Annotated in this window: 4 protein-coding genes and 1 pseudogene; 4 read left to right on the top strand and 1 reads right to left on the bottom strand. The window is 44.0% G+C overall.

Annotation, left to right across the window (positions count from 1 at the left end; translation table 11 throughout):
• The first annotated feature begins 61 nt into the window (after positions 1-61).
• The 4 genes from F6J94_RS29645 to F6J94_RS29660 all read left to right on the top strand — a co-directional run bounded on the left by F6J94_RS29645 (position 62) and on the right by F6J94_RS29660 (position 4,985).
• Complete coding sequence (locus F6J94_RS29645) at positions 62-1,501, top strand: MFS transporter (protein WP_293025200.1); 1,440 nt, start codon at positions 62-64, stop codon at positions 1,499-1,501.
• Between the two features lie 20 nt (positions 1,502-1,521).
• The gene (locus F6J94_RS29650; RefSeq protein WP_293025202.1) at positions 1,522-2,679 is read left to right on the top strand and encodes a glycosyltransferase family 4 protein; all 1,158 of its coding nucleotides are present in this window, start codon (positions 1,522-1,524) and stop codon (positions 2,677-2,679) included.
• Positions 2,680-3,092: 413 nt separating this feature from the next.
• A complete protein-coding gene (locus F6J94_RS29655; protein WP_293025204.1) occupies positions 3,093-4,265 on the top strand; it encodes a transposase in 1,173 nt (390 codons plus the stop codon).
• A gap of 141 nt (positions 4,266-4,406) precedes the next feature.
• On the top strand, positions 4,407-4,985 hold the full coding sequence (locus F6J94_RS29660) for a Uma2 family endonuclease (RefSeq protein ID WP_293025206.1): 579 nt from the start codon (positions 4,407-4,409) through the stop codon (positions 4,983-4,985).
• Between the two features lie 76 nt (positions 4,986-5,061).
• On the opposite strand, the pseudogene F6J94_RS29665 reads toward F6J94_RS29660, so the two are convergent.
• Positions 5,062-5,375: pseudogene (locus F6J94_RS29665) on the bottom strand (lipid-A-disaccharide synthase); the annotation flags it as partial.

Consider the following 5,375-nt stretch of genomic DNA (forward strand, 5'->3'; position numbering starts at 1 on the left):
TGTATGACGATGGACAAAAGTTGTTATTGGTAAAAAAAAAGCCTATCCAAGAAAAGCCAGAATGCAATCATCGGAGACTGGAAAAAACCAAAAACACTCCCCAGACCCCACGTCTGATTTCACCAAGTCTGATTTGGTGGCAAAACCCTCATCGAGCAGTGATGAGCTAAGCGATCAGGAACTGGATTCATCGCCGGATAAAGGATTTATACCAGTTCTAAAAAATTCCAACTTCTTAGCCCTATGGAGTGGTCAAGTCTTCTCTCAGCTAGCAGACAAGGTTTATCTGGTGTTAATGATTGCCTTGATAACCAGTCGCTTTAAAGACGCTGATCAAACTATCAGTGGCTGGGTATCAGCGATTATGATTGCCTTTACCATCCCAGCAGTTCTATTTGGTTCCTTGGCTGGCGTCTATGTGGATCGGTGGTCAAAAAAAGATGTGCTGGTACTAACCAATCTGTTGCGAGGGGCACTGGTGTTGTTAGTGCCTGGGTTGTTGTCTTTAACTCAAGGCTCGACATCAGTCTCCAATCTGCCACTAGGCTTTTATGTCTTATTAGTGATTACCTTTCTAGTCTCTACCCTGACCCAATTTTTTGCCCCAGCAGAACAAGCGGTAATTCCCTTGATTGTGAAACCGCAGCACCTACTGTCGGCCAACTCTCTATATACTACAACCATGATGGCTTCCTTAATCATTGGTTTTGCTGTGGGTGAACCGTTGTTAGCGTTAGCAGATAGGTTGGGAGCTCAGCTACATTTCGGGGTGTACTTGGGGAAAGAAGTTTTGGTAGGAGGGTCTTATGCGATCGCAGGATTAGTATTGTTGTTACTGAGAACAGGAGAAAATCGGGCAAAGTCTAAGGCTGAGCAACCTCATGTGTGGGCAGACATTGCCGATGGTTTGCGTTACGTACAACACAATCGAAGTGTCCGCAATGCTATGATTCAGCAAGTTATCCTGTTTTCGGTTTTTGCTGCTTTAGCGGTTCTGGCGGTAAGACTCGCGGAAAACCTCCCTGGGATCACAGCTGCCCAGTTTGGCTTCTTGTTAGCAGCCGGTGGGATTGGGATGGGGATTAGTGCAGCAATCCTAGGAAACTGGTTTGATGACACCTCCCATGTCAATTTAAGTCTGTCTGGTTCTGTGGGTATGGGAGTAGCCTTAGTAGGGTTGTCCTTATTCACTAACAATCTCTGGCTGGCTTTACTCATGACTATGGTATTGGGGGGGTTTGGGGCTTTGGTCGGTATCCCGATGCAGACTACCATCCAGGCAGAAACACCAGAAGAGATGCGGGGCAAAGTTTTCGGACTACAAAACAATGCTATTAATATCGCCTTGAGTTTACCTTTAGCCTTAGCGGGGATCGCAGAAACTTGGTTGGGTTTACAACCTGTATTTCTTGGTTTAGCAGCACTTGTGTTCTTAGGTGGGTTCTTAAACTGGTATATTTCCGGTAATAGATTAAATAATTTCAATAAACGTCATAAATAGAGATAGAACTACCAACCGGAATGCATATCGCCTGGCTAGGAAAAAAATCCCCTTTTTGTGGTAATGTCACCTACACTCGAGAAGTGACCAATGCTCTGCTCGACCGGGGCTACCAGGTCAGTTTCCTCCACTTTGCCCAAGAAGAAGAGGACCGAACTTGGTGGGGTTGTCAGGAGGTACCACTGCCTTGCTTGTACAAGTCTCAGATGTATACCATTCCAACCCTAACCGCCAGTAAGGTTTTGAAGCGATCGCTACAGGAGCTCAAACCTGACCTGGTTCATGCTTCCTTAACTTTATCTCCTTTAGACTTCCTGTTACCGGAAATCTGTACCGAACTCAATATACCCTTAGTGGCGACCTTCCATCCGCCCTTTGATGGTAAACGACGCAATTTGCAATCGGGAACCCAATTGCTGACCTATCAAGTTTATGCACCGTTTCTCGCCCACTACGACCGAGTGATTATCTTTTCTCAACTCCAACGGGATGTCCTAATCCGGGTTGGCGTTCCTGATCACAAGCTAGCAGTGATTCCCAATGGAGTTGATGTCCAGAAATATTCTCCAGGATACTCCCAGTTTACCTCTGAGTTGGCATCTGAGTTCGGAGGGCAACGCCTGTTTGTTTATCAAGGTCGGATTGCTACGGAAAAAAATGTTGAAGCGCTGCTGCGAGCGTGGAAACAATGTAACCTCGGTGAATCCAGTAAGCTAGTGATTGCTGGTGATGGACCGTTATTAGCTTCATTAAAACCATTTTATGGGGAAGAACACAATATCATTTGGCTAGGATTTGTGGCTTCCGAGCAAGAACGGATTGAGATTTTGCGGGCAGCAGATGTGTTTATTTTACCTTCTCTATTGGAAGGGCTGTCCTTATCATTACTCGAAGCCATGGCTTGTGGCGTGGCTTGTGTAGCCACAGATGCTGGAGCTGATGGGGAAGTGTTAGAGGATGGTGCTGGGATAATTCTCAATACCCATGGGGTGACATCCCAACTTAAAACCCTATTACCCCTATTGCGTGACCACAGAGACTGGACTACTTTGCTTGGTCATAAAGCTAGGGCAAGGGTTCTAGAGCGCTATACCTTAAGTGGGAATATTACTCAGCTCGAAAAGCTTTATGAAGAGGTTGTACAAATTAGGCTTGTGCAATTGAGTGGTCGTGCTTAGTTTTTTTGTTGTTTGGGAATTTACCCTCATGGTAAGTTGCCCTTATGGTGAAGAGGGTATACAAACTTAATCTACTCCTCAATAACTTACGCACTCAGTCCTGTTTATAACTTAGAACCTACCCATAAGAGCTGAGTATTTCGAGTTTTGAAGGTTTCTTGCTACCCTTTGAGGAATAAGAAAGATATGCTTTACCGAAAAATTTGGGTTTAAAGCCCCGTCCTTCTAGGAGACGAAACCTGTTTATTGTGGAGCCTTATAACAATAGCCTTAACCCTTTTCTGCATAACCTGCCGACCATAAAGGCTCCACTATCTTACGGGAACTTTAACGGACGGCTTTTTTTTTGGAGAATATTTCGAAATTTTTATATTAAATGATGTAGAATAAAATAGAATGTGAGGTCGATACCGATGATTATTCTAGAGTTCAAAGCCTACGGCAAACGAAACCAATATTTAGCTATAGATGAAGCGCTCAGGACAGTAAAATTTATTCGCAATAGTTGCATCCGTTATTGGATGGACAATAAAGGAGTGAATAAATTTGACTTGAACAAATATAGTAAGATTTTAGCTAAACAGTTTCCGTTTGCAAATCAGTTAAACTCTACTGCTCGTCAGTCTAGTGCTGAAAGAGCATGGTCATCAATCGCCCGTTTTTATGAAAATTGTCAAAAAAAGGTACCTGGCAAGAAGGGTTTCCCAAAGTTTCAAAAACATTGCCGCTCGGTCGAATACAAGCAGTCTGGCTGGAAGTTGTCTCCAGACAAAAAATGGATCGTATTCAGCGACAAGAAAGGAATCGGAAAACTCAAGCTCAAGGGTACATGGGACTTGTGGAGATTTGACAAGAAGCAAATCAAGAGGGTTAGGATAGTTCGTCGAGCTGATGGATACTATGTTCAATTCTGCATCCAGGCTGATAATAATGAACAGTTAAAACCTGCTGATGCAACTATTGGCTTAGATGTTGGACTGAAGGATTTTTATACTGACTCTAAGGGAAATACTGAACCTAACCCTAGATTTTATCGAACGGGAGAGAAGAGACTGAAGTTTTATCAGCGACGAGTATCCCGAAAAAAGAAAGGCTCAGCCAATCGTCGAAAAGCCATTAATAGACTAGGCAGGACTCACCTCAAAATAAGTAGGCGGCGTGAAGAGCACGCTAAGAGACTAGCGCGCTGCGTAATCCGGTCTAACGATCTGGTTGCTTACGAAGATTTGAGGATAAAAAATCTGGTCAAAAACCATTGTCTAGCTAAGTCTATTAATGACGCAGGTTGGTATCAATTTAGAAAATGGTTGGAGCATTTTGGTGATAAATTTGGTAGGGTAACTGTCGCAGTCAACCCTGCTTATACTAGCCAAAACTGTTCTAATTGCGGCGAAGTGGTCAAAAAATCATTATCGACTCGAACCCACATCTGTAAGTGTGGATGTCAGTTAGACAGAGATCACAACGCCGCAATCAACATTCTTGAACGAGCTTTGAGTACGGTGGGGCACACCGGAACTCGGATCATAGATCCGAACGCTTGTGGAGAGGAGACCTCTACTGTTCTTGGTTCCGGCCTGGAATAGCAAGTCACCTCGTTGAAGCAAGAATCCCCGTTCTTATAGGAGGGGGAGTGTCAATTGGGTCGTCCCGGGCCAGACAATGATTCGTCTTAGTTGCGAAGCAATTGCTAGATATATCTATAAGGGATAACTTGAGATTTATCCATGAATACCCTTCCAATCAACATTCCTCCTAGCCTCAGAGTTACTGACGAGCAGTTTGAACAACTTGCTAGTGCTAATCGAGACTTACGCTTAGAACGTAGTGCTACAGGAAAATTAATTGTCATGCCACCCACTGGGGGGAATACTGGAAAACGCAACATTGATATAGAAGGACAACTTTGGTTATGGAATCGCCAAACCAAACTGGGGGTTACCTTTAACTCATCGACTGCTTTTCGACTTCCCAATGGGGCAATTCGTTCCCCTGATGCAGCTTGGGTTAGTCAAAAACGATGGAATGCATTAACCCCTGAACAACAAGAAACTTTCCCACCCCTTTGTCCTGATTTTGTGCTGGAGTTGCGTTCAAAGAGTGACAATATGGAACCGTTACGCCAAAAAATGCAGGAGTATATTGATAATCAACTGGGTTTGGGTTGGTTAATTGACCCTAATCATAAGACAGTTGAAATTTATCGACTCAATCAACCTGTAGAGGTCTTGAAATCTCCCAAAACATTATCCGGAGAAGATGTTTTACCTGGCTTTGTTTTAGACTTGGAATTTGTCTGGAATTAGCAGGATTTTAAGCATATGCGCTACGCGCACGCGTGCGCGTTCAGCTATCAGCCATCAACCATTAGGCTTTGACTACTTAGTTTATTAGCTGGAAAATTTCCTGAGCAGCGCGATCGCATACGCCCACTTCACCCAATAACTGGCGCATTTCCTGATAATCCTTAAGGGTTTGCTGACGCCGTTCTTGATTAAAAAGGAGTTCCAAGGATTCCCGGACAATATTTTCTGGTGTGGCTTGCTCTTGTAACAACTCCGGCACAATGGAACGCATTACTACCAAGTTAGGGGGAGACATGAAGGGAATCGAAAATTTCAAGAAGGTGCGAGCAAGCCAGTAGGTAAAGGGATTAACTCGGTAGAAAACCACCTGAGGCACATCTAGTAGTGCTA

Origin of the sequence: Moorena sp. SIO1F2 (assembly GCF_010672755.1) — a bacterium.
GTDB lineage: Bacteria > Cyanobacteriota > Cyanobacteriia > Cyanobacteriales > Coleofasciculaceae > Moorena.

Bases quoted from the DNA above. Each gene is read 5' to 3' on its own strand.
- F6J94_RS29645 (WP_293025200.1), top strand. From the start codon at position 62: ATGCAATCATCGGAGACTGGAAAAAACCAAAAACACTCCCCAGACCCC.
- F6J94_RS29650 (WP_293025202.1), top strand. From the start codon at position 1,522: ATGCATATCGCCTGGCTAGGAAAAAAATCCCCTTTTTGTGGTAATGTC.
- F6J94_RS29655 (WP_293025204.1), top strand. From the start codon at position 3,093: ATGATTATTCTAGAGTTCAAAGCCTACGGCAAACGAAACCAATATTTA.
- F6J94_RS29660 (WP_293025206.1), top strand. From the start codon at position 4,407: ATGAATACCCTTCCAATCAACATTCCTCCTAGCCTCAGAGTTACTGAC.